The organism is Comamonas brasiliensis (assembly GCF_018292285.1).
GTDB lineage: Bacteria > Pseudomonadota > Gammaproteobacteria > Burkholderiales > Burkholderiaceae_C > Comamonas > Comamonas brasiliensis.
Window position 1 is genome coordinate 344,865 of sequence record NZ_JAANES010000001.1, and the last position, 23,809, is coordinate 368,673.

Here is a 23,809-nt window from a genome sequence, read left to right on the forward strand (position 1 = left end):
GCCCCGGCTGGAACGGGTATTCTTAGGGGCTATGAGCCTCGCACATGCATCCGTTTCCGTGCTGCGCACCTGCCTTGTCCAGGCAGTGCGTGGCGCTGATGCATTTGCGCTGCGGTTGTTGCAGCGCACCGAATATGCTTTGGAGCAATCGCTTTCAACGGGTTTTCACTCTGCAAGGCGCGATGTGCTCGGCGCGGCGCTGCATAACCTGCAGCAGCACCGGGCTTCGGTGATCAGCAGCTTTCCGCAGAATTTGCTGGAGGCGCTGGTACTGTCAGCGCGCCAACCTTTTTCCTTTTCTGCGCAGACGCTCGATACCGTCAATGGCAGGCTTTTGCCATTGGCGGCCATGGCCGAGTCAGCCAACCGTCAGCTTAAGGCCGAGCACAAGCTGGTGCAGATGGTCGAGCCCCAGGTCGAGCTGGCGCTGGCCGATCTGGACGCGTTGATGAGCGGCGCTCAGGGGCTTGAGTCGGCACGGCCCGAGTGCAATCCGCTTCGACTGCAGAACTATGTACGTGCTTTGAGTCAGTCGCTGACGGCCGTGCAGCCTGCCACCGAAGTGGCCGATTGCTGGCATGAATTCATGTCGCAGCAGCTGGGCTCCATTCTGGCTTCCGAATACTCCCGCACCGCCAATTTGCTACGCCAGCATGGGGTGCAGCCTGCCCGCTACGGCGCGGGTGACGACACCCGGTCCCAGTGCCTGCTGACCCTGCGCTTGCTGCAGGAGCTGGCTTCGGATCTGCGCTGGATCGACGACTCGCGCTGCACCGTGCCGCAGTCGCTGACGGATTCCATGCTGGGGAGCTGGCCCGAGACCGAGCCCGCTGCCATGGCACCCATGCATGACCTGGGCCTGGAGCCCGGATGGACTTCGTACTCGGCCAATGCCTTGCAGACATCGCAGCAGCCCTGGGTACCCAGTGTGCTGGGGGGGCTGCGCCCAGCGCAGCCCAGCCAGGCGCCCAGCGCCCTGATTCAGATGCGCACGCTGCATCGCATGATGAGTCATATGACCAGTGACGGTCGTCTGCTGCCGCCCGTGCAGCGGATCTTGCTGCAGCTCGAACCCGTGTTGAGCCAATTGGTGTCTCAGGACGCAGCGTTCTTTGAAGATCGCTTGCATCCGGCGCGGCAACTGCTGGATGAGCTGACTGCTCGCAGCCTCTGGTTTGCCAGCGAATCTGCTTTGGGGTTTGCTCATTTCATCGCGGTGGCTGAGGTTGCGGCGAACCAGCTGGCCGGTGCAGGGGCCGCAAGTGCCAACATGTTTGCCCAGGTGCTGCAATTTGTGCGCGAGCAGTGGCCGCCGGAAGGTCGCATGAGCCACATTGCGGCATTGAGCCAGCAGGCCGAAGCCGAGCAGTCCACGCGGCCAGGGCTGATGAGCTCGGCGCTGGGGCTGCTGGATGGCAAGATCGTGGGCTCCATCGAACGGATCAAGCCCGATGCCCTGCAACTGGCGCAGATGATTCGCAGCCTGCCCAGTGCCAAGGGCGTGCCCGAAGATATTCTGGATTTTGTGACCGGCCCTTGGGCCGGCGTGATTGCCCAGGCGCAGCAGCGGGCCGAGCCAGGGCAGGAGCGTGACCCGGGCGGCTATCTGGCACTGGTGCCCAGCTTGTTGTGGAGCGTGTCTCCGCAGGCAGCCCAGGATGTGACGCGGCTGGTGGAGCTTGCGCCCAAGCTGCAGCGCCGTCTGGCGCGGGGCTTGCGCAGCGTTGGTCGTACCGATGTTGAAATTGCCGCGCTGGCGGCGCGTTTGGGCAGTCTGCAGCAGCGGGCGCTGGATACGGCCGAGGCCGCGAATCGGATCGGCTCGAACGACCTTGTCAGTGCGGGCGTACCGGGTGAACCGCCGAGTGTGCTGGCGGGCCAGGAACGAGCCGCGGAAACCGTGCGCACAAGGCTGGATATCACCTTGCCGGTGCTGACAGACAGAGTCGAAGATGTGCCTGCGGTGACGGTGGCGCAAGAAGCGCAAACCCGGGCGGCATACGATTCTTCCAGACCTGTCTTCAAGACAACGCCGCAGAAGACGGTCGGTGCCGCCGTGCTCAAGCCTGAAGCCGTGGCATCCAGCCCGATGCCCGCGCAAGCCGTCATGGGCCAGGGCAGACCTGAGGAGGCTGTCGAATGGCCTTTGGGCACCTGGGTGGAGCTGTGCAACGAGCGTCAGCAACTGCGAACCAAGTTGACCTGGGTCAGTCCGCAGCAAAGCCTGTTTTTGTTTACGGCCGAGGACGGAAGCACCCAGTCCATGACGCGGCGCATGCGCGACAAGTTGCTGATCCAGGGGCAGTTGCGGCGACTTGAGGCGATTGCCTAGCTTGCTGCAAGTAGATCCTGATAGCTAGGCAGCGTTGCCTGGCCTTCGATCCGCACCGATTGGGCGAGCAAGACAGCGCGCGCGGTGGCTACGGCCACGGCTTCGGCGGCCAATGTGCTCAGCGTCATCATTCCCAACGACTTGCCACTGCGCGCCGTACCAAGGGCGAACAGGCTATCGCCATCGCTCATGGTGTGCACGGGGTTGATGGCACGTGCTAGGCCGTCATGAGCTACCACGGCCAGGCGATGGGCCTGAGCCTTGGTGATGATGGCGTCGGTTGCCACGACGCCAATCGTGGTGTTGCTGCCGGCCAGAACCGGCCTGGGTTCTTCGCCCGCGAGCAAGGCATCGCGGGTGCCACGCAATTGCAGGCCGTCTGCCGTGCGTGCCCCGGCCAGCAACTCGCCGCTAAACGGGTTGAATACATCGCCCAAGGCATTGCAGGCAATGATGGCTCCCACAGTGACGCCATCGACGGTAAAGCTGGCCGTGCCTATGCCGCCCTTCATGGCGCGTTCATGGCCGAAGACCTTGCCCACCACGGCGCCTGCGCCGGCGCCTACGCTGCCCTCGGCGGGGCGCACTTTGCCTGAGTCCGGCCCCGCATTCCGGCAGGCGGCATAGCCGGCCGCAGCATCGGGGCGTATGCGCATATCGCCCATCATCACGTCAAACAGCACGGCCGCCGGCACCAGCGGAATCCGGCCCACGCCGATATTCAGGCCCGCGCCTTGCTCTTCCAGCCAGCGCACGGCCCCTGTGGCCGCGTCCAGCCCCCAGGCGCTGCCGCCGGCCAGCATGATGCCGTGGACCTCCTGCACCAGATTGCTGGGGTGCAGCAAATCGGTCTCGCGTGTGCCAGGGGCTGCGCCGCGCACATCCACACCGCCCACGGCACCTTGAGGACAGAGCACGGCCGTGCAGCCCGTGGGGCGGCGCGGGTCGCTGAAATGGCCGATAGAGATGCCTTGCACGCGAGCGATATGGCCGTCATGCGCGAGCAGATCCTCGATGGTTGAAAAAGCACTCATGCCGCTACTCCTTGAACTTTTTATATGCTTTTGTGGATAAACAGATGGTTTTTTATTCTTTAGGGTTTGCCCGTGTAAGCTTCATACTTACTACATTGTTGCAGTCCGGTAAACAAATGAGAACCGTGCTGCCCACGCGCATCCAATTCAAGGAGTGATCCATGCCCGCCCATTTTTCCTTTGCCGCCAGCCGCCGTGCCGTTCTGGCCACTGCCGCAGTCGCTCTGCTGGCGACCGCCGGTGTGCCCGCTCTGGCCCAGGACTCGGCCAAGAAGAATCTGCTGATTGGCGCCACCGCCGGCTCCAATTACGACCTGCTGCAAAAAGGCATAGTGCCCCAGCTGCAGAAAAAGGGCTACCAGATCAAGCTGATCGAGTTCAACGACTATGTGCAGCCCAATCTGGCGCTGTCCGATGGATCGCTGGATGCCAACTTCTTCCAGCATCGCGCCTATTTCGACCAGTTCACTACTGATCGCAAGCTGGCGCTGAGCGCGATTGCGCAAGGCCCGGTGGCACCCATGGGCGTGTACAGCAAGAAGCACAAGTCCTTGGCCGATATCAAGAGCGGCGCCAAGGTGGCTCTGCCCAATGACCCCAGCAACCTGGCGCGTGCATTGCTGGTGCTGCAGCAGGCCGGCCTCGTCAAGGTCAAGGAAGGGGTGAACCCGGCCCGCATCTCCGAGCTGGATCTGGCCGCCAATCCCCACAAGCTCAAGTTTGTGGCGCTGGAGGCAGCCCAGTTGCCCCGCGTGCTGGAAGACGCTGACTATGTGGTGGTCAATGGCAACTTTGCCGTTTCCTCGGGCCTGAAGCTGAGCGAAGCCGTGGTGTTGGAAAAGACTCCCGATCTGTATCTGAACGTGGTGGCCGTGAAGACCGGCAACGAAAACAGCCAGTGGGCCAAGGATCTGGCTGCCGCCTACCGCTCGCCTGAGTTCAAGGCCGTGGTGGACAGCCAGTTTCCCGGCTACTCCAAGCCTGCCTTCCTGAAGTGATCGGGCTGGACTGAAGACGCAAGGGCCGCAATGCGGCCCTTTTTTCATGCCCGTGGATTGGCTGGTTTTAGATGAAAAGCAAATAAGAGCATGGGTTTTTATTAGTTGGAATTTGCCTCCGCGGTCTGGATACTGCAAAGGCCTCTGCATGCTGCAGAGCCAAACCTTTCGCATCAAAACTCAGTACATCGACGAGGAGCAAGCATGACCCATCTTTTTTCCGCGGCACGGCGCCGCCGCAGTTTTCTGACCACCACTCTGCTGGCAGGCGCTGCACTGGTCATGGGCGTCTTGCCAGCGGCGGCCCAGGACGCGGGCAAAAAGCAATTGGTGATTGGCGGCACGGCAGGCTCCAACATTGATCAACTGCAATACGGCATCGTCCCCATCCTGCAGAAAAAGGGCTACAAGGTGCGTCTGGTGGAGTTCAACGACTATGTGCAGCCCAATCTGGCCCTGGCCGATGGCTCGCTCGATGCCAACTTCTTCCAGCATGAGGTCTATTTCAACCAGTTCAAGGGCGACCGCAAGCTCGATCTGACGGCCCTGGTCCAGGGGCCGATTGCTCCCATGGGCGTCTACAGCAAGCAGCGCAAGAGCCTGGCCGAGCTGAAGGAGGGAGATCGCATCGCCCTGCCCAATGACGCCAGCAATCTGGCACGGGGCATTCTGCTGCTGCAGCAGGCCGGACTGGTCAAGCTCAAGGAGGGTGTGAACCCGCTGCGCGTGTCCGAGCTGGATCTGGCCTCCAATCCCAAGAAGATCAAGCTCGTGCCCCTGGATGCGGCTCATCTGCCGCGTGCGCTCGATGATGCGCAGTACGCCATCATTAATGGCAACTTTGCGATTTCCTCGGGCCTGAAACTGTCGGATTCGGTGCTGCTGGAAAAAACGCCCGAGCATTATCTGAACATCGTGGCTGTCAAGACCAAGGACAAGGATGCCCAATGGGCCAAGGATCTGGCTGCAGCCTACAAGTCCGCTGAGTTCAAGGGCGTGGTGGACAGCAAGTTTGCGGGTTATGCCAAGCCCGCATTCTTGCAATAAGTCTCAGCCGACAAGGGCCTGAACCTCGTTTTCCAGATGGCGCAGCGCACGCAGCTCGATCTGCTGCAGCTGCGTTTTCTGCGTTTCGGGCAGGCCTTGCAAAAGCGCGGCGGCGCCAAAGTCGCTGAGCACGGCCTGCCCGGTCTGCAGATTGCACAGGATGTTGTGGGCGTACAGATCTCCATGCAGCAGACCACGGCCGTGCAGATGGGTGATGGCGGAGCGTATGCCTTGCAGCAGCTGCTGGGCCTGGTCGGCTTGCAGGCGAAGTTCGGGGTCATAGACATCTCGTGTGCAGCTGTCGAAGCTTGGCGGCCCGGCCAGCGGCTGCATGGCTGAATCCAGCAGGGGCAGGGCCGTGGCCATTTGCCCGTCAGGAGCGCCCAGAACCTGCGCCAGTGGCGTCAGCAGATGAGGATGCTGTCCTGCCGCAATGCCTGCTGCCAGTTCGGATTGCGGCGTACCGTCGCTGGTCTGGGCGGCCTTGAAAACCTTGAGTGCCAGCTCCTGTCCGTTGAGGCTGGCGCGGTAGATATGGCCGCTGGCGCCTTCGCCCAGCTTGCAGGCGATCTGCAAATTTTGATAAAAAATGGGCTCAATCCCATGTCCTGAAAGCGTATCAAGCTCCTTTTTTTGAGTCATTGGGTTACCAGCCAACGCCAGCCACGCCAGGCGAGGAAGGCGAAAGATGACTTCAGGAGCATCTTCGAAACGGTTGCTTGCAATGCGCAGCAACTCCAGCGCCTGGCAATGCTCAAGGCTCTGGGGCAACTGCCTCAGCTGGTTGCACGACAGCATGAGCTTTTGCAGACGCGTGCATTGGCCCATGGATTCGGGCAACTGGTGCACGTGGTTGTCCGTGAGAATCAGCCAGCGCAGGCGCGCCGGCAGGCTGTCCTCGGGCACATGCGTGATGTGGCACGCCTTGAAGCCCACCATTTCGAGTTGCGGCATGTGGCCCAGCACGCGGGGCAGTTCGCTGAACGGATTGTTCGAGGCAAACAGAATGCGCAGCCGCGCAAAACGCGTCAGATCATCGGGCAGGGTGCTGAGCTGGTTGCCCGAAAGATCGAGGATCTCCAGCGTCTCGGTCAGTTGATAAAGCGCGGCGGGGAACTTGGTCAGCCCATCGCTGAGCCTGATATGGTGTGCGCGGGCCAGTGAACTATTGGCCAGCCCGGAGTGAAACTGTTCTAGCGTCAACATAGGACGCGCAGTCTAAGCCCCGCGCACGAAATGCACAGAACACACGAAATGCCTGCATGAAAATCTTCAAAGACCTGCCTGCGCTGGTGCAGGCATTGCCCGAACTCGCGCCGAGCGACTGGGTGGATCTGCCTGCCGATGCCGCTGCCCAGATGGAGGCGCCAAATCAGTCCCCGCCAGCGGAACTGCTGACACAGCCTGCCTTGTGCTTTGTGGTGCGTGATGCGAATGAGGTGCCGCGCATGGGCTATGTGCCGTGGATGCCGGTGGCGGTACTCGCCCAGATGCACTGGCCTTCCTCTGCGGACGCGGTGGCATGGTCTTGTTTTCTGCAGTCCGAGTTCGGGCGCAGCCAGCGCTTTGTAGAAAACCATGATGTGTGGGTTGAGGCCGATGTGCCGCAGCCGTATTGGCTGACGATCAATGCCACGGCAGAGCAGCGACTGGCTTACTGGTATCAAGGCCTGCAGGCTCAGGCCTGGATGGATGAAGAGCCTGCTCAAGCCAAGCCCTTCAGTCGGGCCGAGCTGCGCCTGTGCGAATGGCGCCTGGGTTGCAACCTGCCCCAGTCCTTGCGCGATTATCTTTTGCAGCTCGGCGTACTGGACTTGGCCGAGCGCTTGCTGAGTCCGCGCTTTGATCTGATGGCGCCGGATGCAGACATGGATGCCATCGGTCCGGTGCAAGTCGTGTTCCCAGGCATCGTCGATATCGTGGAGATGAGTGCACCGCCACAGGCGCAGGCCTTGATGGCGCAGTTGAGCGAGCTGGTGGTGTTCGGGGACTACCTGGGCAATGGCAATCTCTGGTGCTTTGACCGTCGCGATGGCTCTGTCTGGTATCTGGACCATGACAGCAGCCCCTTGCTGACCCGTATGTTCGACGATGCGGGCGACTATCTGGACGCACTGGCCTTGATGTCGCTATGTCGCAGTTACGCCGTGGCCCAGGGGCGGGGTGATGACGATGAACAGGCCGAGGTGTTGCTGGGCGAGCGCTTAGGGCAGGCACTGGTCCGGAAGTGGATGTACTGAGATGAGCATGAAGCTGCTCAAGGCCGCTGAAAAAGGCGATATCGCTGCGCTGGAACTGCGCCTGAAGGACGGTGACGATATCGCCTATGTGCAAAAGAGCACAGGTCTCAATGCGCTGATCACAGCCCTCAATTGCGGCAACGATGCCGCCGCGCGATGGCTGGTGGAGCAAGGTAGTCCGCTGGATCAGGTGAGCCTGACAACGGGTATGACCGCCACCGCCTGGGCGGCCTTCAACGGGCGCACAGAGATGCTGCAAGTGCTGCGCCAAGCGGGAGCCGACCTGGACAGGACAGGGGATGACAAAGGTCGCACGCCGTATCTTTTGGCCGTGGACCATGGCGCTTGGGCGGCAGTGCGCTGGTTCTGGTCGGCCGGCGTCGATATCCAGCGAAGGGATGCCCAGGGTCGCAATGCCCATGATCTGTTGGTGCACAGCGGTCGTGATGTGCCCGGGGATGTACTGGAGCGCGTGGCAGGCCATGCGGCAGTGTCTTCCACGGGGTTGTGATGGGATGACGATGCCATGGACGCGTGGCATCGTCATCGTCTCAGCCGAGAGACAGCATCAGGACGCTGGCTGGATGCGGGTGATGATCAGCGAGCCATCCTTGTCCTCGGCATGGAACAGTACCTTGTCGCCGGCCTTGAAAGAGGCCGACTGTGCGGAGCCTGACAGCGCAAACACCATGGTCATGGGAGGCATGTCCAGGTTCTTGATTTCTTCATGGCGAATCGTCAGCTTTCCCGTGCGGGCATCGACACGGGTGATTTCACCGGGGGTCAGCACATCGGTCTGGCCAGCCGATGCGGCTGCCGAAGCATCGGCCATGGTCCCATGGCCTGCGTGCGTCGAGTGATCCTGTGCGAAAGCGGGGGCTGCCAGTGCAATGCCAAGGCTCAGTGCTGCCAAAGTGGTGTGAAAGAAGTTTTTCATCTTGTTCTCCTGAATTGAGAGGGGTCAGCCGCGATAGCTGGTGAAGACGGAGGTGCTGACATCGCTGTTCATGAGGTTCTTGGTGACCAGCAGCACGTCGTAGGGGTCTTTGCGGCCACCGTATTCGGGGCCGTCCATGCCGGGGCTGCCAATGGGCATGCCCGGTACGGCGATACCCAGCGCCTTGGGCTTTTGCTTCAGCAGCTTGAGCACATCGGCGGCTGGCACATGGCCTTCGACCAGATAGCCGCCCACCAGGGCGGTATGGCAGGAACCCAGGCGGCCAGGCAGGCCCAGTTTGGCGCGTACGGCGCTGTTGCCCACGTCGTGCACCTTGACGGCGAAGCCAGCCTGCTCCATCAGGGCAATCCAGTCCTTGCAGCAGCCACAGTTCGGGTCTTTCCAGACCTCCATGGCAATCCTGGCGGGAGCAGCAGCCATTGCTGGCAGTGCGGCCATGCCGGCAGCGGCGGCCAGCAGATGCAGGGCGTGGCGGCGGTTGGTGCTTGTCATCGGGAATTCCTTTCTTGCGTTATTCGGTGACGGTGATGCGCCCCGTCATGCCAGCCTGGTAGTGGCCAGCGATCAGGCAGGCGAAGTCGAAATCGCCTGCGCGGTTGAAGCTCCAGACCATGTCTTCGGTCTGGCCTGCGGCGACATGGGCCATATAGGGTTCGGCATGCTCCATGCCGGGGTACTTGAGCATCATCTGCGCGTGCTCATCGAGCGATGTCCGGGTGCCCAGCACCATCTCGTGCATGAGAACGCCTTTGTTGACCACGCGCAGGCGCAGGGTCTCGCCCTTTTTCACGCTGAAATGACTGGGGCTGAAGCGCATGTCGTCCGTCATCTGGATGGTGATGGTGCGTCGGGCCTCCCTGGCCTCGGCGGCAATGCCCCAGGGCTTTTGTTCCTTGATCACGGGACCGCTGGCATGGGTGCTGTTTCCATGCGCAAAACTAGCGCCAGCGCTTGCTGCCAAAGCGCAGGCAGCTATGAAATGAATAGTCTTCATGAGAGTCTCCTGGCGTCAGTGCTGGGGGTGAGCACCTGTGGCGGGGCCGGTTTCGGGTTTGCGTACGGTGGCGGCACCGGGAGCGGTGCCGGGCGTGCTCTGGCGGGGGGCCTTGGCATCGAAAGGTGCACCCTGCCATTCATAGGCCCGGGTTCCTTTGGGCTGCTGGTACCAGCCGGGGTCCTTGTAGTCGTTGGCACCCAGGTTTTTGCGCACCTTGAAGCTGGTGAACATGCCTCCCATCTCGATAGGGCCGTAAGGGCCCTGGCCCGTCATCATGGGGAAGGTGTTGTCGGGCAGAGGCATTTCCATGGCGCCCATATCGCCCATGCCGCGCTCGCCCATCAGCATGTAGTCGGGTACGATCTTCTGGATCTTGCCCACCAGGCCGCGGTGGTCCACGCCGATCATGGTGGGCACGTCGTGACCCATGGCGCCCATGGTGTGGTGGCTCTTGTGGCAGTGGAAAGCCCAGTCGCCAGGTTCGTCGGCAATGAATTCGACCTGGCGCATCTGGCCCACGGCCACATCCGTTGTCACCTCGGGCCAGCGGGCGGACTTTGGCACGGGGCCGCCATCGGTGCCCGTGACCTCGAACTCATGGCCGTGGATATGGATGGGGTGGTTGGTCATGGTCAGATTGCCCACGCGGATGCGCACCTTGTCGCCCTGACGAGCCACCAGCGGGCTGATGGCGGGGAAGGCGCGGCTGTTGAAGGTCCAGATATTGAAGTCCGTCATCTCGTTGATGCGCGGCGTCATGGTGCCGGGCTCGACCGCATAGGCGCTGAGCAGGAAGGCATAGTCGCGCTGTACCTTGTCGATCAGCGGGTGGGCTGTCTTGGGGTGGGTGATCCACAAGCCCATCATGCCCATGGCCATCTGCACCATCTCGTCCGAATGCGGGTGGTACATGAAGGTGCCCGGGCGGCGCGCCTCGAACTCATAGACGAAGGTCTTGCCCGGCGGGATATGGGGCTGGTTCAGACCGCCCACACCGTCCATGCCATTGGGTAGACGCTGGCCATGCCAGTGGATGGTGGTGCTCTCGGGCAGGCGGTTGGTGACGAAGATGCGCACCTTGTCGCCTTCCACCACTTCGATCGTGGGGCCCGGCGATTGGCCGTTGTAGCCCCACATATTGACGAAAAATCCGGGTGCTACCTCCCGCACCACGGGCTCGGCCACGAGGTGGAACTCCTTGACGCCCGCATTCATGCGCCAGGGCGTGGTCCAGCCGTTGAGCGTGACCACGGGTTGGTAGGGGCGACCGTTGGGCGGCGTCAAAGGCGCAGCCGTGTCGGCGCTGCCTTGCATGACGGGTTCGGGCAGGGCCGCCATGGCAACCCGGCTGACGGCCATTGAAGTGGTGGCTGCTGCCACTGCAGTGGCCGCGCCAGTGAAAAAGGATCGGCGTTGCATATCAGTGACCTGCTTCGGCTTGTGCAGCGGGCGCTGCGGTGGTGTTGACGGTGGGGGCGGTTCCTGGCGATGTGCCGGTCAGGGCCAGGCGTAGATCGGTCTCGGCCAGCCAGAAGTCGCGCTGGGCCTCGGTGGCGGTCACCACGGCCTGGGTAGTGCTACGGGCCTGGGCCAGCAACTGCCACACACTCATGAACATGCCGTTGTAGCGGTAGACGGTTTCTTCCTGCATCAGCTTGGCCAAGGGCAGCACCTCGGCCTGCTGCTGCTGGGCCAGGTCGTAAGCCGTGCGGTAGGCCAGCCAGTTGCTGCGGGCTTCGCTGCGTGCGCGTATGGCGTTGTCGCGCAGCATCGATGCGCTGCGCAGCACCTGGTTGCGCGCCATGCCGCGCGCGGCAAATCCCCAGTCAAACAGCGGCAGCGGCACGTCGAACTCCCAGCCCTGGGTCTTGTCGCTGTGACCGGTGGCTCGTTCGGTGCTGGTGTTGTTGCTGTAGCTGGCGCCGATATCGCCAAAGATGGTGCCCACCGTGGCCCAGCCCTGGCGGCCGGCGGTCACATCCAGGTCGCGGCGCAGCGCGCCCAGATCCAGACGCTGGCGCAGCGCCGTGGCCTCGGCGTCATCGCCGCCACGCAATTCGGCTATTTTCGGCAGGGCGGGCAGTTGGGCAGGCAGCTTGTAGGCCAGTTGCTGCCCCCAAAGACCCATGCGGCGGGCTAGCTGCTCGCGTTCCAGCTGGGCGTTCAGACGCGCGCGTGCCAACTGGGCGGAGGCCTGCTGCTGCTGGGCCAGCTCTCTGGCCTGGTCCATCTTGCTGAAGTTGCCGACCTGGGCCATGCGGCGTGCCAGCTCGCCGCCCAGGGCTGCGGCCTCATGCATGCGCTCGTTGGCGGCCAGGGCCTGCTCGGCAGCCACGGCGCGAAGCCACGCGCGCCGTGTGTCGGAGGCCAGCAGCAGCACCTGCTGGGCGGCCGTCAGCGTGGCCTGCTCCATCTGCCAGCCCTGCCAGCGGCTGCGCCAGGGCAGGGTGATGAGCTGCACCAGGCCAAAGCTGAGCTGGCGCTCGATCTCGCGCTCGTGGCCGTTGCGAAAGCGGCCGAAGGTAAAGCTGGGGTTGGGCAGGGTCAGGACCTGCACGCGCTGCGCGTCGGCAATGCCGAGCTGCGCCAGCTGGGCCTGCAGACCGGGGTTGTTGAGGAGGGCGATGCGCACGGCGGTGTCGGCATCGACAGGGGTCTTGAGCCAGTCGGCAATCTGGGTCTGCGCATCCTGCAGGGCCTGGGCGTCCGGCGACGGCAGCTGTGCGCCCGCAGGCAACCTGCCTTCGGTATGTCTGGCTACGTCGCCGCGAAGCCCGTCGGGCGAGATGCTGGCGCAGCCGGCCAGTGCCAGTGCGGCGAGCAATGGTGCGGCTTTGAATGCAAGGCGCTTCATGGCTGGCCTCCATGATGGTGCTGATGTGCGGATGTACCGCTGTCCGGGGCTGGGCCGGAGGCATTGCCCTGGGATTTTTCCCACCTGAGCACATCGCCATGGCCGCGCGGGAACTCGCTTACCGCGGCATTGGCGGCCTTCCAGTCACTGGGCTGGGCGACGATGGCCGCGCTTGCTGCAAGCGGCTGGTGCTGCAGCGCCAGCGTGGGCGCAGCGGGGTTGAAAACGCTGTGACTGCTGGCCGGGGACTGGGCCACCGGGAGAGTCGGCGCAGAGAGCTGGGCCAGAACCGGCGGGCTGACGCCGGCCATGAGCAAAGCCATGGCTGTCAAAGAAAGAGGATGCGCTTGGCGCATAGATGATTCCTGTCGTCTAAAACCGGGAGAAGGTCCGCAGTTATGAGCGTTTGACGGCTCGAAACTAGACAGCAAGCACGATGGCTGCCATCAAAAAGCGGACGCACCTAGGGCGTCAGAGCGCAGAAATCGGTGGTTTGACGAGGTCGGCAGGCGCTGCGCTGGCAAAGCGCGCTGCACCATGGGCCGGCTGGGCGGCCAGTGGGAGGCTGGAGTGAAGCGTCAGCAACTCGGGGTTGGCCAGCGTCGAGTGGCAGATGCCGCAGGCCGTGCAATGGCCTTCATGCTGGTGGCAGTCGCTGTCGGCGGCATTGGCGCTGCAGCTCACGGCCCCTGTAGGGCCTGCCTTGTGGGACGCGGCCATATCGTGATGCGGCTGTGCGTCGGCCGCGAGGTTTGCATGCGCGTGGTGCACAGCGGCTGCCATGGCGGCCACTTCATCCAGGCTTTGCGTCTGCACCAGCGCATGTCCCATGTGATGGGACTGGTCGGTGTTCTGCTCCATGGCCATGACATCGCCTGCCAGGCCACGCAGGGCCAGCAGCAAAACCATGAACAAGGAGAAAAAGCGACGCATGGGCTGAATGATAGCGAAGGGCGGGGTTTAGTTCCCCGCCCGGTGCAGTAAATCGTAAATTAGATAGCTGCTTGCGCTTGCCCATCAAGGGCTAAGGTCGAATTTCATTCATTTTCAGGTCTGTTACCCCAATGGCGCAGGCGCAGGCCGTTGGCGACCACCAGCAGGCTCACTCCCATATCGGCCAGCACGGCCAGCCACATGCTGGCATTGCCGCTGACGGCCAGAATGAAGAAGGCCAGCTTGATGCCCAGGGCCAGGCTGATGTTCTGCCAGAGTACGCTGTGCGCGCGCTGCGAGAGATCGACTACCTCGGGAATGCGGCGCAGGTCGTCGTTCATGAGCACCACATCGGCGGTCTCCATGGCCATGTCGGTGGCGTGCATGCCACCCATGGCAAAGCCTATGTCGGCCTGGGCCAGCGCCGGCGCGTCGTTGATGCCGTCGCCTGTCATGGCCGTGGGGCCGATGTCGCGCTGCAACTCGCTCAGGGTCTTGAGCTTGTCCTCGGGCAGCATATTGCCGCGTGCATCGCTGATGCCTGCTTCCGCGGCCACCGTGCGCACGGTGGCGCTGTTGTCGCCGCTGAGCACAATAGGCTTGACGCCCAGCGCCTGCAACTGGGCCACGGCCGCCTTGGCCTGGGGACGCAGCGGGTCGGCCACGGCGAACAGCGCCTGCACGCCCTGTTCATTGGCCAGCAGGGTGACGGTGCGGCCCTGCTGCTCCTGCAGCATCAGCGCGGCCTTGAGTTCAGCACTGTCCCAGCCTTGCTCGCCCACCCAGCGCAGATTTGCCAATGTCCAGCGTTCACCGCCGATCTGCGCCTGCACGCCGCGGCCGGGCAGGGCTTGCAATTGCTGTGCTTCGACAAAGTCCTTGCCGACCTGTGCCTCCAGCCCCTGGGCAATCGCGCGCGATACCGGGTGGTCGGAGCGCGATGCCAGCGCGTATGCGCGGACGGCGACGTCATTGCTGCTGGCGGCATTCCAGCTCTGCCAGTCCACCAGCTTGGGCGAGCCTGTGGTCAGCGTGCCGGTCTTGTCGAGTGCAATCGCCTTGAGCTGTCGGGCCGACTCCAGTGCGCTGCCACCCTTGATGAGAATGCCGCGCTTGGCGGCTGCCGTGAGCGCGCTGACCACTGTGACGGGGGTGGACAGCACCAGGGCGCAGGGGCAGGCGATGACCAGCAGGGCCAGGGCCTGGTAAGCGGCCTGATGCCAGCTCCAGTCCAGCAGCCAGGGCGCGAGCAGGCCGAGGGCAATCGCCAGCACCAACACGATGGGGGTGTAGACCTCGGCGAAGCGGTCGACAAAGCGCTGTGTGGGAGCCTTGGAGGACTGCGCCTGCTCCACGGCATGGACGATGCGTGCAATCAGGCTGTCGCTTGCGGGCGCGGTCACGCGCAGCTGCAACTCGCCATCCTGATTGATGGAGCCGGCATACAGCTCGTCGCCAGGACCTTTGTGCGCGAGCGCGCTTTCGCCCGTTATGGGAGCCTGGTTGACCGAGCTTTCACCTTCGGTGACCAGACCGTCCAGCGGTACGCGAGCGCCGGGCGTCACGCGCAGTACGGCGCCCAGGGGCACCTCGCTGGCGGCCATGCGCACAGTGCTGCCGTCGGGCTGCAGCACATCGGCGGTCTCGGGTGCGAGTTGCAGCAGATTGCGGATGGCCAGGCGGGCCTTGTCCATGGCCTGGTCTTCGATGCGCTCGGCTGCCGCATAGAGCGCCATGACCATGGCGGCTTCGGGCCACTGGCCGATGATGAAGGCGCCCGTGACGGCCACGGCCATCAGGGCATGAATGCCGAGCTTGAAGCGCAGCAAATCCTTGAGGCCGGCCTTGTAGACGCCCAGGCCCGACAACGCTATGCCCAGCACGGCCAGCGCCATGCCCAGGTATTGAAGCGTGGAGTTGGCGCCGTCACCGCCAAACCAGTGGCAGGCCTCGGCCGCCAAAGCTGCGGCCAGAGCGGCATAGATGCGTGGCCAGCCGGGCAGCACGCCATGGTCGTGGGCATGGTCGTGACCGTCACTCTCATCGTGTGCCTGGCTCTTGGCCGGCTCGCTGATGGAGAACGGGGCGCAGCAGCCCGTACCGCAGGTCGATGCGGCGGCGACGGGCTTGGACGTGGCGGGCGCATGGGCATGGGCATGGGCATGGGCATGGGCATGGGCATGCTCATGATCGTGGTCATGGGAGTGACCGTTCGGGCCGCCGCCATGGGCGTGGGTGGACAGGCTTTCTTGCTTCATGGCAGTATTGAAAACAATAAAGTCACTTCAAGGTCAAGCATGTCCCTCAATTCGCACGATATTCCGCGCTGGCGTATTGGCGAGGCGGCCAAGCGTTCCGGCATCGCTGCGGCCAATATCCGCTATTACGAGAAGGAGCAACTGCTCTCGACCGGCGTGCGCGAGGACAACCAGTACCGGCTCTACACCGATGGCGATGTGCACCGCCTGCGCTTTATCCGGCTGTGTCGGGCCATGGATATGTCGCTCGACGAGGTGCGCACCCTGCTGGCGCTCGATGGTGCGCGCAAGGCCGATTGCGTGGCAGCCAACAAGACCCTGGATGCCCATCTGGGCCATGTGCGCGAGCGCCTGGCCGAACTGCAGGCCCTGGAGCACGAGCTGATGCAGCTGCGCAGCCAGTGCGACGGCTCGGACAGCTTTTGCCACATCATCGAGGCCCTGCATGCCCAGGCCGACGAGCCCCTGCCCGAGGGCCTGCAGGGCAGCGCTGCGGCAAAGCGCCATGTCTGACAAAGTGCAACTCTTGCTGCTGCGCCCCTATCCTGAAGTGGACGCTATCATTCCTGCATGAGCTGGAGTGAAACCACCATCAAGTTGCCGGGGCGGATCTGGGCTGCGCTGGGAGCGCAGGCCCTGGCGTGGTGGCGCAGCATTTATCTCACCGCCATGCTGCTGGTGCTGATCAGCTCGCCGTCCAGCTATCAGAAGCGCGGGCGGGCCATGCTGGCCCAGCAGATGTATGCGCAGACCGCTCCCATACTCACGGGCTTTACCGCGCTGGCAGCCCTGCTGTGTGCGGTGATTGCGCGCATCGTCATCGTCACAGCACAAAGCTATGGCCTGTCGCGCTACGCGCTGGATCTGGTGGTGCGGGTGATGGTGATCGAGCTGATACCGCTGACGGCCGCGCTGTTTGTGGCCATGCGCTGCACCATTCCGGCCGGCGTGCAGGTGGTGCAGATGCGTACCCGGGGCCAGCTTGCGAAGTGGAAGACGCAGGGCATTGACCCTGTCCGTGCGGCGCTGGTGCCACGTGCGGCTGCGGGAGTGTTTGCGGCCGTCACGCTTGCCGCGCTCAGTTGCATCGTGGCCTTGGTCACCGTTTATCTGAGTGTCTATGGCTTCAGCCTGGCCGGCTTTGCCGCCTACACCCGCATCTTCGGCCAGATCTTCACGCCGTCGCTGACGCTGGTGTTTGTGCTCAAGACCTGGTTTTTCAGCCTCACGGTGGCTGTCATGCCACTGGCGTCCGCCATGTACACGCCGGTTGCGCGGCACCGGCAGGGCGGGGCGGAGCTGGGCGGTTTTGCACGCATGTTTGCCGTGTTGCTCCTGATCGAGGTGATCTCGCTCATGGGCAACTATTACTGAAAAGGATGGAGCCATGAGCGAAACGCGTATGGCCGAGGAGCAACTGATCGACGAGGAGTTGCTCAGCCTCAAACCCGTCGCGCATCTGCGCGCCAAGGCAGCCGCGCTGCTGGCGCTGACCCTGATCTTGATTCTGAGTGCTGCTGCCTATCTGCTCTATGCGCGCGGGGTGTTCGAGCCCACGCAGCGTCTGGTGCTGACGGCCGACGACTCCGAAGGCGTGGTCGTGGGCATGGACATGACCTTCTCGGGCTTTCCCATAGGCCGTGTGCACAAGATAGAGTTGGCCAAGGACGGCTCGGTTCGCATTCTGGTCGATGTGACCGAAAAGGACGCCCACTGGCTGCGCCAGTCTAGCGTCTTCACACTGGTCAAGGGCCTGGTGGGCGGCACCACCATCAAGGCCTATACCGGAATGCTGGACGATGCCCCGCTGCCGCCTGATTCCGTGCGGCCCGTGCTCAGCGGCGATGCCACGGCCGAGTTGCCGCAGATCATCAATTCCGCCAAGGAGGTGCTGGCCAATGTGGCGGCCCTGACCGCCACGGACTCGGCCCTGGGCGGATCGCTGGCCGAAGTGCGCAAGCTGGCAGAGCGCATGCAGGGCCAGGGCGGGGTTCTTGGTGCGGTGCTGGGCAGCGACGAGGAAGCGAAGAAGGTCGGCCAGATGCTCGAGCGCGCCAACTCCTTGCTCGGACGCATGGACCGCATGGTGGCACGTGCCGACAGCCAGGTCTTCGATGCGAATGGCGTCATGCCCCAGGTCAAGGCCACCATGGAGCAGCTCAACGGCTTGCTGGCCGATACGCGCAAAAGCATGGCCAAGGTCGATGCCGTGCTGGCCGATATGCAGGTGGTGGGCAGCAATGCCCGCGAGGCCTCGACCGATCTGGGCGCGCTGCGTGCCGAGGTCGAAAGCAATCTGCTGAGGCTGGAGTCCGTACTCAACGATCTGCAGCGCAAATGGCCGTTTTCCCACAAGCCGGAGTTGAAGCTGCCATGAAGCAAAAAACCAAGCAAAAGCAGACTTCAGGCCAATGGGGGAGAGCGCTGGCTGCTATATCTGTCATGGCGCTTTCGGCCTGTGGCAACCAAATCCCGGCACCCGATTGGGCCTTGAGTGCCGAAGCTGCGGCGCAAAAAGCCAGCCAAGCCTATTTGCAGGGGCAGCAGCGCGTGGAGGCACTGCAGTGGCAGAAGGCGCGCGATGCCGTGGCCAGCACCGGCCAACCCGCACAGGCAGCCAAGCTGGAGCTGATGCGCTGCGCAGCGCAGGTAGCCAGCCTTGACTGGAACAGTTGCCCGGCCTATGAGGCGCTGGCGCAGGATGCGGGCAAGCCAGAACAGGCCTATGCCCGCTATCTGCAGGCGAGTCCGCAAGCCGGTGATATCGAGCTTTTGCCCGAGGCGCAGCGCGGCGTGGCGCGGCAGCTGCTCGGCGGCGGCGCAGCTGGCACTGCACTGGCCGAAATCAAGGATCCGCTATCGAGACTGGTGGCTGCAGGCGTGCTGCTGCGTGGCGGCACGGCGGACCCTGCCCTGCTGCAGCAAGGCGTCGATACCGCTTCGGCGCAAGGCTGGCGCAGGCCCTTGATGGCCTGGCTGCTGCTGCAACTCAAGGCAGCGCAGCAGGGCGGCGATGCGGAACAACAGGCGCAGTTGCAGCGTCGGCTGAAGCTGTTGGAGACATCCTCGCCCAAGTGAACAGGCCGCCGGTCGTCATATTGGAAATGAAAAAGCGAGGCACAGGCCTCGCTTTTTGTGGATGGCGAGCCAGAGGCCCGCTTAAATCCAGTGCTTAGAAGCGGTGACGGATACCGGCGATCAGGCTGGTGCCGGTCTTGGGGCTGGCATCGGTCACGCGGTCGTACATCAGAGCGGTGTAGACATCGGTGCGCTTGGACAGGAAGTGGTCGTAGCCCAGGGTCGCTGTGGTGCGGGTGGCGTCGGTGGCCGCTTCGTACTTGGTGCGGGCCACGGCTGCCTTGACGGTGCCGGGGGTGCCGGAGACCGGAATATCCAGACCCAGCGAGTAGGTGCTGCTCTTGCTATCCAGATCCTTGACCTTGGCCTGGCCGTAGGTGGCGTAGAGCTTCACAACATTGAAGTTGTAGCTACCGCCGACCATCCAGTCGCTCTTGGTGGGCATGACCGTGCCGCTACCGGGGTTGGTGATCTGGTCACGCTCGTAGAAGGCCGTCAGGCTCAGAGGACCGTTGAAGTACAGGGCGTTCACGCCGACGTTCTTCTTGCTCTTGTTGCCAGGAGTCGTTTGCTCGCCGAACTGGTAGTAGACATTGGCAGTCAGACCGCCGAAGCTAGGTGTCGTGTAGACCAGCATATTGCTCCAGCCGGTGTCGGCGGGCGTTGTCAGGCGGTTGCCGCCCCAGGCTGCGGTGGGCGTGTTCGCGTGCAGCACCAGAGGCGAGATGGTGAAGGAATCGCCAAAGGGGTTGGTCAGAATGGTAGGCAGGAAGTTGGGCGCCTTGTCGCGGCCCAGACCGATGCGGCCGAAATTGCCGTTCAGGCCGATGTTGGCATCGCGCGAGAAAAAGGTGTCGCCGGGGAAGCGGCCTGTTTCACCCGTGTCCATGCGCATGAAGGCAGTGATGTTGAAATCGACCTTCAGGCCGCCGCCCAGGTCTTCCGTGCCCTTCAGGCCCCACCAGGAAGTGGTCATGCCGCCGGAGCCGACAACGCCCTTGCGGTCCTGGCCAGCCATCTTGACGGAGCCGGCATACATATCGGCCAGACCGGTCAGTTGCACATTGCTCTGGGCATAAGCGGCGCCGGAGCAGGCCAGGGCAGCAGCCATGGCGATAAAAGCGGTCTTCATGAGTGTCCTCTCGAGTTAGATATTGGATTTACGTTTTGAAATATAGCGGGGGTTTGTATACAGCTTGCTCTGCAGTTCCGCGGAAGCCGATGAAATCATCTTTTCAGCGATATGACAGTGGTTTTTTTACCTCAAGGACCCAGGGAAACCACTTGTGTGCACCGTCTTGGTGCTATCGATATTGCTATGCGGAGCGGCCAGGGGACGACAGCTGCGGGTGAGTGACTGCTGATGGCTTGGTGTCGCAGGAATAACAGTCATTCCTTGCAGACCGGGTCTGACCGAAGCCTGGATACCCGCCGTTTCATCGCTGTAAGCCGGGCTGCACCAAAGGCGTATGTATGCCCGCCATTGAGGGGCGTATTCATTGCGCAATCCAGAGCGAGCAGGCGCATGGGCCTGCTTTCCAGCCAGGGGCGCTGGTGGGTTGCTTGCTGCGTGTATTTGAGACTTTTTTGAAAAAAGTGCGCGTTTTCCCAGGGGAGGCTGTTTTTCCTCCCTATAATTCATCCCATCGACACGGAATGTAGCGCAGCCTGGTAGCGCACTTGCATGGGGTGCAAGGGGTCGCGAGTTCGAATCCCGCCATTCCGACCAATTTGAAAAGGCCTGTGATGAAAATCACAGGCCTTTTTCAATGCGGGTGCCAAAGCTGCAGAGGCGAGATGCTATGAAACCTGCAGCGCCAAGCGTCCGTCATGATTCATGCTTGAGCAATTGCTTCAGCAACTGTCTTCCCGGAAGAGGAGCAAAAGTCGGTTACAATAGCGTCATCGACACGGAATGTAGCGCAGCCTGGTAGCGCACTTGCATGGGGTGCAAGGGGTCGCGAGTTCGAATCCCGCCATTCCGACCAAATTGAAAAGGCCTGTGATGTAAATCACGGGCCTTTTTCTATTTCAGCTCTCCTGTTAGAGGAAAGCATCGAGCATGCGCATGTATTGCGACTTTGGGGGGCTCATCCTTCAATCTGCGGCTCGGGCCTGAGCCAGAGCCAGAGCAGGACGCAGGCCATGATGCTCAGCGTCATGGCCGTGAGCCATGGTTTGTACGAGAAATACAGAATCAGCAGGCTGCTGGCGCCCATGCTGACGGTTGCCGTCCATTTGGCGCGGCGGCTGACCTTGCCGCCGGTGTCCCAGTTGTGCAGCAACGGGCCGAAAACACGGTGCGCATAGAGCCAGCGGTGCAATCTGGGTGAGCTGCGCACTGCCGCCCAGGCGGCCATCAGTATGAATACGGTGGTGGGCATGCCGGGGACCACGGCGCCTATCAGTCCCAAAATCACGCATATCAGCGCAAATGCAATGAGCAGATAGCGCAGCGGCGCGGAAAGCTGCTTGGGCTCCGGGTGCGGTTCTTCGCGAGGGGTTTCGGGCGGTGGTGGCAGATCGTTCATGAGGCAGAAGGTGGGCTGCAGAAGCTGGTGAGGCTGCAGCCAGGCACGGCTCCCATATTAGTCAGCATTGCAGACCGCTCGGGCTTTGTGGCTGCAGAGGCTGGCGGTATTTGTCACGTCCTTGTCCCGGCATGCGCGGAGTGCAACCGCATAATCGGTGCGCATGGCCTGGCGACCGACTGGCGACCAGCATGGAATTGATTCAAGGAGCAAGACAATGACCCCCACCCCGAGCGCCGATATGTCCGATGTGATTGCCGAAGTCCGTGGCAAGCTGGGCATGATTACGCTCAACCGTCCCAAGGCGCTCAACGCGCTGTCCCTGGGCATGGTGCGCGATCTGCTGGGCACTTTGCTGGCCTGGCAAAAAGACGACTCGATTCTGGGCGTGGCCATTCGTGGCAGCAACAAGGAAGGGGTGTTCGGGGCGTTTTGCGCCGGTGGCGACATCCGCTTTCTGCATGCCGCGGGCAGCAGCGGCAATCCTCAGCTCGAAGATTTCTTCACGGAGGAATATGCGCTCAATCATCTGATTCACAGCTTCGGCAAGCCCTATATCGCCTTCATGGACGGCATCGTCATGGGCGGCGGCATGGGCATCAGCCAGGGCGGCTCGCTGCGCATCGTGACCGAGCGCACCAAGATGGCCATGCCCGAGACGGCCATTGGCCTCTTCCCCGATGTGGGAGGCGGCTATTTTCTCTCGCGCTGCCCTGGTGCCGTAGGCGAATGGCTGGCCTTGAGCGGCGACACCATCGGTGCGGGCGATGCCTTGGCTTTCGGTCTGGCCGACGGCTGCATTCCTGCCGCACAGCAGGCCGACCTGTGGGAGACGCTGGCAACCACGGACTTTGCCAATGTGGAGGCGCTCAATGCCGTGGTGCGCTCCCGCTTTGTGAGCGCCGAGCCCAAGACAGCCGAGCATCGTGCGGAAATCGATGCCTGTTTTTCTCTGCCCACGGTAGCTGCTGTGGTGCAGGCCTTGCAGGCCGGCAGCGACTGGGCCCAGGCCGAAGCTGCCACGCTGCGCAAGCGCTCGCCGCTGATGCTGCATGTGGTGCTGGAGCAAATCCGCCGTGCGCGCCAGATGAGCCTGGCCGAAGATCTGCGCATGGAGCGCGATATGGTGCGCCACTGCTTTTATCTGCGCCCTGGTCGGAGCGAAACCGTGGAGGGCATCCGCGCATTGGCGGTGGACAAGGACCACAGCCCGCGCTGGAATCCTGCCAGCATCGAAGAGGTGAGCGATGCCGAGTGGCATGCGTTCTTTGACAGCCCCTGGCCTGCACATTCGCACCCGCTGGCGGCGCTGCAAGGCTGATCCTGCGCCCTATCAAAACAAAGCCCGACAGGTTCGATGCTGTCGGGATTTTTTTGATAGCTATCAGCGCTTTACTGGTAAGCGTTTGACGGCATTTTTAGTATCAATTCAGGATGGCGAGCGCGGATGCCTGTCAGGGCCAGGGTCTGCAAGACTCGCAAGCGCCTGTGCCAGCAGCGCTATCGAGCGGGGGGCGCATCCCTCGGCATCGTTGCTGATGGTCACAAAAGCGGGTTGACCGGCACCGGTGATGCCAGCAATCGTGCGGGCCAGCCGTTCCCTGGTATGCAGGTCTTCGCTGAGGATCTCGTTGAACGGCTGGTGCTTCTTCTGGGCATCGGCATAGCCATAGGCGCCAAAGAGGCGATTCAGATTCCAGCGGCACACCAGCGGCCCGGGCCATAGCGCACGCAGCATGTCGAGTTGCGCCTCGATGGGCGGCATCTTGCCGTGCAAGCCCAGACAGAAGGTTGCGCTATGGGTCTTGAGCGTGCGGGTCAGCTCCAAGGTCAGCAACTCGGGGTCTCTGACCTCAACGGCAACGACGACCTGCGGATGTGCGTGCAGCGCCTGTTTCACGGCGGACAGCAGAAGGCCCAGTTTGTCCATCAACAGGCCGGGGCGGCTGAGCAGACTCCAGGGCAGGGGGCTGAGCTGAAAGACCAGCACGCCCAGTTTGCTGCCCAGTCCTTCGAGAGTGGGCTCCACAAAATGCTCTATGGCCAGGTGAGGATCCAGAAACGCGGGGTTGGCTTCGCGCGGCTTGCCTTCCTCGCTGCGTACCTGGGCATCGGTAATGCCGGCCGGGCATTTGACGACAAAGCGGAAGTCGGCATCGACCTGAGCGGCAAAGGCGGCATATTGGCTGGCCGTCAGCGGCCTCCAGAAGGTGCGGTCTACGCAGACGGTGCGCAGCAACGAGTGCTGGTGATACGCTGTGAGGCCTTTTTTGGCCAGCACGCTGCTGTCATAGGCTCCGTCCCAGACCAAGCCCTCCCAGCCCGGATAGGACCAGGTCGAGACGCCCATGCGCAGCAGGGGTGGCAGTTGTGCGGCCAGCTCCTGGTACTGCGCGGCTGCCGGGGCCAGGGCAATCGCGCCGCGTCTGGGTTTGCGTTCACCTGGGCCATCGGCCTGCGGCGCTTCTTCAGACAGTGCTTTGCCAGTGCCGTCTCTGGGAGGAGGCTGCTCATCGGCAAAAAAATCGTCCTGGAAGGTATCGGTCATG

At 62.8% G+C, this 23,809-nt stretch carries 23 protein-coding genes and 2 tRNA genes; 12 read left to right on the forward strand and 13 right to left on the reverse strand.

All coding sequences use genetic code 11. The features are described 5' to 3' along the window. Positions 1 to 31: 31 nt before the first annotated feature. Complete coding sequence (locus DJFAAGMI_RS01630; RefSeq protein ID WP_211455693.1) at positions 32 to 2,332, forward strand: DUF1631 family protein; 2,301 nt, start codon at positions 32 to 34, stop codon at positions 2,330 to 2,332. Here DJFAAGMI_RS01630 and DJFAAGMI_RS01635 read toward each other — a convergent pair. Beyond that, positions 2,329 to 3,366: a P1 family peptidase gene (locus DJFAAGMI_RS01635; protein ID WP_211455694.1), complete on the reverse strand. Its 1,038-nt coding sequence runs from the start codon at positions 3,364 to 3,366 to the stop codon at positions 2,329 to 2,331. The two genes, DJFAAGMI_RS01630 and DJFAAGMI_RS01635, sit on opposite strands and share 4 nt — an antisense overlap. Before the next feature lie 161 nt (positions 3,367 to 3,527). On the opposite strand from DJFAAGMI_RS01635, the gene DJFAAGMI_RS01640 reads away from it, so the two are divergent. Then, positions 3,528 to 4,364, forward strand: a complete 837-nt coding sequence (locus DJFAAGMI_RS01640; protein WP_211455695.1) for a MetQ/NlpA family ABC transporter substrate-binding protein — start codon at positions 3,528 to 3,530, stop codon at positions 4,362 to 4,364. Between the two features lie 204 nt (positions 4,365 to 4,568). Continuing rightward, positions 4,569 to 5,411: a MetQ/NlpA family ABC transporter substrate-binding protein gene (locus DJFAAGMI_RS01645; RefSeq protein WP_211455696.1), complete on the forward strand. Its 843-nt coding sequence runs from the start codon at positions 4,569 to 4,571 to the stop codon at positions 5,409 to 5,411. Between the two features lie 3 nt (positions 5,412 to 5,414). On the opposite strand, the gene DJFAAGMI_RS01650 is transcribed toward DJFAAGMI_RS01645, so the two are convergent. After that, a complete protein-coding gene (locus tag DJFAAGMI_RS01650; protein WP_211455697.1) occupies positions 5,415 to 6,617 on the reverse strand; it encodes a leucine-rich repeat-containing protein kinase family protein in 1,203 nt (400 codons plus the stop codon). 56 nt (positions 6,618 to 6,673) lie between these two features. On the opposite strand from DJFAAGMI_RS01650, the gene DJFAAGMI_RS01655 reads away from it, so the two are divergent. Then, entirely contained in the window at positions 6,674 to 7,651 is a 978-nt protein-coding gene (locus DJFAAGMI_RS01655; RefSeq protein WP_211455698.1) for an SMI1/KNR4 family protein, read from the forward strand. Position 7,652: 1 nt separating this feature from the next. After that, the gene (locus DJFAAGMI_RS01660) at positions 7,653 to 8,162 is read left to right on the forward strand and encodes an ankyrin repeat domain-containing protein (protein WP_211455699.1); all 510 of its coding nucleotides are present in this window, start codon (positions 7,653 to 7,655) and stop codon (positions 8,160 to 8,162) included. Between the two features lie 57 nt (positions 8,163 to 8,219). Here the strand turns inward: DJFAAGMI_RS01660 and DJFAAGMI_RS01665 are convergent, their stop codons facing one another. The 8 genes from DJFAAGMI_RS01665 to DJFAAGMI_RS01700 form a co-directional block, all read right to left on the reverse strand. After that, positions 8,220 to 8,588, reverse strand: a complete 369-nt coding sequence (locus tag DJFAAGMI_RS01665) for a copper-binding protein (RefSeq protein WP_211455700.1) — start codon at positions 8,586 to 8,588, stop codon at positions 8,220 to 8,222. A 24-nt stretch (positions 8,589 to 8,612) separates the two neighbouring features. Beyond that, positions 8,613 to 9,101, reverse strand: coding sequence for a DUF411 domain-containing protein (locus DJFAAGMI_RS01670; protein WP_043008935.1), 489 nt, complete (start codon positions 9,099 to 9,101; stop codon positions 8,613 to 8,615). A gap of 19 nt (positions 9,102 to 9,120) precedes the next feature. After that, on the reverse strand, positions 9,121 to 9,603 hold the full coding sequence (locus tag DJFAAGMI_RS01675; protein WP_211455701.1) for a cupredoxin domain-containing protein: 483 nt from the start codon (positions 9,601 to 9,603) through the stop codon (positions 9,121 to 9,123). Positions 9,604 to 9,618: 15 nt separating this feature from the next. Then, positions 9,619 to 11,025: a multicopper oxidase family protein gene (locus DJFAAGMI_RS01680; protein WP_211455702.1), complete on the reverse strand. Its 1,407-nt coding sequence runs from the start codon at positions 11,023 to 11,025 to the stop codon at positions 9,619 to 9,621. 1 nt (position 11,026) lies between these two features. Next, on the reverse strand, positions 11,027 to 12,460 hold the full coding sequence (locus DJFAAGMI_RS01685; protein ID WP_211455703.1) for a TolC family protein: 1,434 nt from the start codon (positions 12,458 to 12,460) through the stop codon (positions 11,027 to 11,029). Further along, a complete protein-coding gene (locus DJFAAGMI_RS01690) occupies positions 12,457 to 12,816 on the reverse strand; it encodes a hypothetical protein (RefSeq protein ID WP_211455704.1) in 360 nt (119 codons plus the stop codon). Before DJFAAGMI_RS01690 ends, DJFAAGMI_RS01685 begins: the two co-directional genes overlap by 4 nt. 115 nt (positions 12,817 to 12,931) lie before the next feature. Beyond that, entirely contained in the window at positions 12,932 to 13,393 is a 462-nt protein-coding gene (locus DJFAAGMI_RS01695; protein WP_211455705.1) for a hypothetical protein, read from the reverse strand. A 104-nt stretch (positions 13,394 to 13,497) separates the two neighbouring features. Continuing rightward, positions 13,498 to 15,651, reverse strand: a complete 2,154-nt coding sequence (locus DJFAAGMI_RS01700; RefSeq protein WP_211455706.1) for a heavy metal translocating P-type ATPase — start codon at positions 15,649 to 15,651, stop codon at positions 13,498 to 13,500. 39 nt (positions 15,652 to 15,690) lie between these two features. Between DJFAAGMI_RS01700 and DJFAAGMI_RS01705 the strand changes: the two genes are divergently transcribed. Genes DJFAAGMI_RS01705 through DJFAAGMI_RS01720 form a run of 4 tightly spaced genes read left to right on the forward strand, consistent with a single transcriptional unit; the run spans position 15,691 to position 18,729 of the window. Next, entirely contained in the window at positions 15,691 to 16,164 is a 474-nt protein-coding gene (locus DJFAAGMI_RS01705) for a Cd(II)/Pb(II)-responsive transcriptional regulator (RefSeq protein ID WP_211455707.1), read from the forward strand. A gap of 57 nt (positions 16,165 to 16,221) precedes the next feature. Then, complete coding sequence (locus tag DJFAAGMI_RS01710) at positions 16,222 to 17,025, forward strand: MlaE family ABC transporter permease (RefSeq protein ID WP_211455708.1); 804 nt, start codon at positions 16,222 to 16,224, stop codon at positions 17,023 to 17,025. A gap of 13 nt (positions 17,026 to 17,038) precedes the next feature. After that, positions 17,039 to 18,028, forward strand: coding sequence for an MlaD family protein (locus DJFAAGMI_RS01715; RefSeq protein ID WP_003057075.1), 990 nt, complete (start codon positions 17,039 to 17,041; stop codon positions 18,026 to 18,028). Beyond that, entirely contained in the window at positions 18,025 to 18,729 is a 705-nt protein-coding gene (locus tag DJFAAGMI_RS01720) for a hypothetical protein (protein ID WP_211455709.1), read from the forward strand. Before DJFAAGMI_RS01715 ends, DJFAAGMI_RS01720 begins: the two co-directional genes overlap by 4 nt. A 94-nt stretch (positions 18,730 to 18,823) precedes the next feature. Here DJFAAGMI_RS01720 and DJFAAGMI_RS01725 read toward each other — a convergent pair whose 3' ends face one another. Beyond that, positions 18,824 to 19,861, reverse strand: a complete 1,038-nt coding sequence (locus tag DJFAAGMI_RS01725; protein ID WP_211455710.1) for a porin — start codon at positions 19,859 to 19,861, stop codon at positions 18,824 to 18,826. Between the two features lie 520 nt (positions 19,862 to 20,381). Between DJFAAGMI_RS01725 and DJFAAGMI_RS01730 the strand changes: the two genes are divergently transcribed. Further along, positions 20,382 to 20,458, forward strand: a tRNA-Pro gene (locus tag DJFAAGMI_RS01730). A 182-nt stretch (positions 20,459 to 20,640) separates the two neighbouring features. After that, a tRNA-Pro gene (locus tag DJFAAGMI_RS01735) sits at positions 20,641 to 20,717 on the forward strand. Between the two features lie 102 nt (positions 20,718 to 20,819). Here the strand turns inward: DJFAAGMI_RS01735 and DJFAAGMI_RS01740 are convergent. Further along, entirely contained in the window at positions 20,820 to 21,260 is a 441-nt protein-coding gene (locus tag DJFAAGMI_RS01740; RefSeq protein WP_211455711.1) for a YbaN family protein, read from the reverse strand. A 217-nt stretch (positions 21,261 to 21,477) separates the two neighbouring features. On the opposite strand from DJFAAGMI_RS01740, the gene DJFAAGMI_RS01745 reads away from it, so the two are divergent. Continuing rightward, a complete protein-coding gene (locus DJFAAGMI_RS01745) occupies positions 21,478 to 22,581 on the forward strand; it encodes an enoyl-CoA hydratase/isomerase family protein (protein WP_211455712.1) in 1,104 nt (367 codons plus the stop codon). A 108-nt stretch (positions 22,582 to 22,689) separates the two neighbouring features. Here DJFAAGMI_RS01745 and DJFAAGMI_RS01750 read toward each other — a convergent pair whose 3' ends face one another. Beyond that, positions 22,690 to 23,808 carry a DUF72 domain-containing protein gene (locus DJFAAGMI_RS01750; protein WP_211455713.1) on the reverse strand — a complete coding sequence of 373 codons (1,119 nt, stop codon included), beginning with the start codon at positions 23,806 to 23,808 and terminating at the stop codon, positions 22,690 to 22,692. Position 23,809: the final 1 nt, after the last annotated feature.

Bases quoted from the DNA above. Each gene is read 5' to 3' on its own strand.
- DJFAAGMI_RS01645 (WP_211455696.1), top strand. From the start codon at position 4,569: ATGACCCATCTTTTTTCCGCGGCACGGCGCCGCCGCAGTTTTCTGACC.
- DJFAAGMI_RS01750 (WP_211455713.1), bottom strand. From the start codon at position 23,808: ATGACCGATACCTTCCAGGACGATTTTTTTGCCGATGAGCAGCCTCCT.
- DJFAAGMI_RS01695 (WP_211455705.1), bottom strand. From the start codon at position 13,393: ATGCGTCGCTTTTTCTCCTTGTTCATGGTTTTGCTGCTGGCCCTGCGT.
- DJFAAGMI_RS01745 (WP_211455712.1), top strand. From the start codon at position 21,478: ATGACCCCCACCCCGAGCGCCGATATGTCCGATGTGATTGCCGAAGTC.
- DJFAAGMI_RS01655 (WP_211455698.1), top strand. From the start codon at position 6,674: ATGAAAATCTTCAAAGACCTGCCTGCGCTGGTGCAGGCATTGCCCGAA.
- DJFAAGMI_RS01635 (WP_211455694.1), bottom strand. From the start codon at position 3,366: ATGAGTGCTTTTTCAACCATCGAGGATCTGCTCGCGCATGACGGCCAT.
- DJFAAGMI_RS01640 (WP_211455695.1), top strand. From the start codon at position 3,528: ATGCCCGCCCATTTTTCCTTTGCCGCCAGCCGCCGTGCCGTTCTGGCC.
- DJFAAGMI_RS01665 (WP_211455700.1), bottom strand. From the start codon at position 8,588: ATGAAAAACTTCTTTCACACCACTTTGGCAGCACTGAGCCTTGGCATT.
- DJFAAGMI_RS01710 (WP_211455708.1), top strand. From the start codon at position 16,222: ATGAGCTGGAGTGAAACCACCATCAAGTTGCCGGGGCGGATCTGGGCT.
- DJFAAGMI_RS01690 (WP_211455704.1), bottom strand. From the start codon at position 12,816: ATGCGCCAAGCGCATCCTCTTTCTTTGACAGCCATGGCTTTGCTCATG.
- DJFAAGMI_RS01660 (WP_211455699.1), top strand. From the start codon at position 7,653: ATGAGCATGAAGCTGCTCAAGGCCGCTGAAAAAGGCGATATCGCTGCG.
- DJFAAGMI_RS01685 (WP_211455703.1), bottom strand. From the start codon at position 12,460: ATGAAGCGCCTTGCATTCAAAGCCGCACCATTGCTCGCCGCACTGGCA.
- DJFAAGMI_RS01630 (WP_211455693.1), top strand. From the start codon at position 32: ATGAGCCTCGCACATGCATCCGTTTCCGTGCTGCGCACCTGCCTTGTC.
- DJFAAGMI_RS01680 (WP_211455702.1), bottom strand. From the start codon at position 11,025: ATGCAACGCCGATCCTTTTTCACTGGCGCGGCCACTGCAGTGGCAGCA.
- DJFAAGMI_RS01675 (WP_211455701.1), bottom strand. From the start codon at position 9,603: ATGAAGACTATTCATTTCATAGCTGCCTGCGCTTTGGCAGCAAGCGCT.
- DJFAAGMI_RS01705 (WP_211455707.1), top strand. From the start codon at position 15,691: ATGTCCCTCAATTCGCACGATATTCCGCGCTGGCGTATTGGCGAGGCG.
- DJFAAGMI_RS01715 (WP_003057075.1), top strand. From the start codon at position 17,039: ATGAGCGAAACGCGTATGGCCGAGGAGCAACTGATCGACGAGGAGTTG.
- DJFAAGMI_RS01740 (WP_211455711.1), bottom strand. From the start codon at position 21,260: ATGAACGATCTGCCACCACCGCCCGAAACCCCTCGCGAAGAACCGCAC.
- DJFAAGMI_RS01725 (WP_211455710.1), bottom strand. From the start codon at position 19,861: ATGAAGACCGCTTTTATCGCCATGGCTGCTGCCCTGGCCTGCTCCGGC.
- DJFAAGMI_RS01650 (WP_211455697.1), bottom strand. From the start codon at position 6,617: ATGTTGACGCTAGAACAGTTTCACTCCGGGCTGGCCAATAGTTCACTG.
- DJFAAGMI_RS01670 (WP_043008935.1), bottom strand. From the start codon at position 9,101: ATGACAAGCACCAACCGCCGCCACGCCCTGCATCTGCTGGCCGCCGCT.
- DJFAAGMI_RS01720 (WP_211455709.1), top strand. From the start codon at position 18,025: ATGAAGCAAAAAACCAAGCAAAAGCAGACTTCAGGCCAATGGGGGAGA.
- DJFAAGMI_RS01700 (WP_211455706.1), bottom strand. From the start codon at position 15,651: ATGAAGCAAGAAAGCCTGTCCACCCACGCCCATGGCGGCGGCCCGAAC.